Here is a 720-nt window from a genome sequence, read left to right on the forward strand (position 1 = left end):
AATCCGCTAACTGAATATTCGACGTTTCGGTACCGGGAGTTACCGATGTAGAACCATCTGGCAGATACATTTGTAGAGCAACATTCGTCGCTGCATCGGTGGTAGCCTGGTTGGCAAATGCTGTAGGTTGCACGCCGTCAGCCGTACCACTAAAGGTAAACGTCGCATTTTTAGTTACAGTAACATCACAGCCTTCTAAGGCAATTGGTACATCAGTTTTAACGCCAGAGACTGCTCCATTAGTTTGCAACTTGGTGGCGCTGACATTTGGCAATGTGACTACTGAATCTTTCGTCGCAGCTACCAGGGTACAAGCTGGAGCAATAACTTTACCATTAAATGTTACTGAGCCATCCGTGATAGCATTATCATCAGCAGCCATAACGCTGGACGTTGCACATACCACAGTTATAAACGCCGTCAATACACTTTTTTTCATCGTCATCATCCTGATCTCTTCGTAAATATGATAATGCCTTTAAATGACATTAGACTTAATAATAACAATAATTGACCGCCATTTAAATCAAGCATACTAAATCCAATAAGTGACAAATCTTTAATTTATAGATTTCATGAATATTTAAATATTAACTGAACGAGTAATTCATTGATTCAACATCTAATGACTATCCAACAAATAAATATGCGTGATATATAAAGCCCTTTCTTTAGTTTATTTTCAGAAAAAGATACACAAAATTTATATTTGGCATTTTC

Annotated in this window: 1 protein-coding gene; it reads right to left on the reverse strand. The window is 37.8% G+C overall.

What is annotated here, in order from left to right; all coding sequences use genetic code 11:
• The coding region (locus ACUU1I_RS20940) for a fimbrial protein (protein WP_449144787.1) at positions 1 to 439 on the reverse strand (439 nt) is incomplete at its 3' end.
• Between the last annotated feature and the right edge of the window lie 281 nt (positions 440 to 720).

The sequence above is a fragment of the Shigella sp. SIG3 genome, assembly GCF_053555855.1.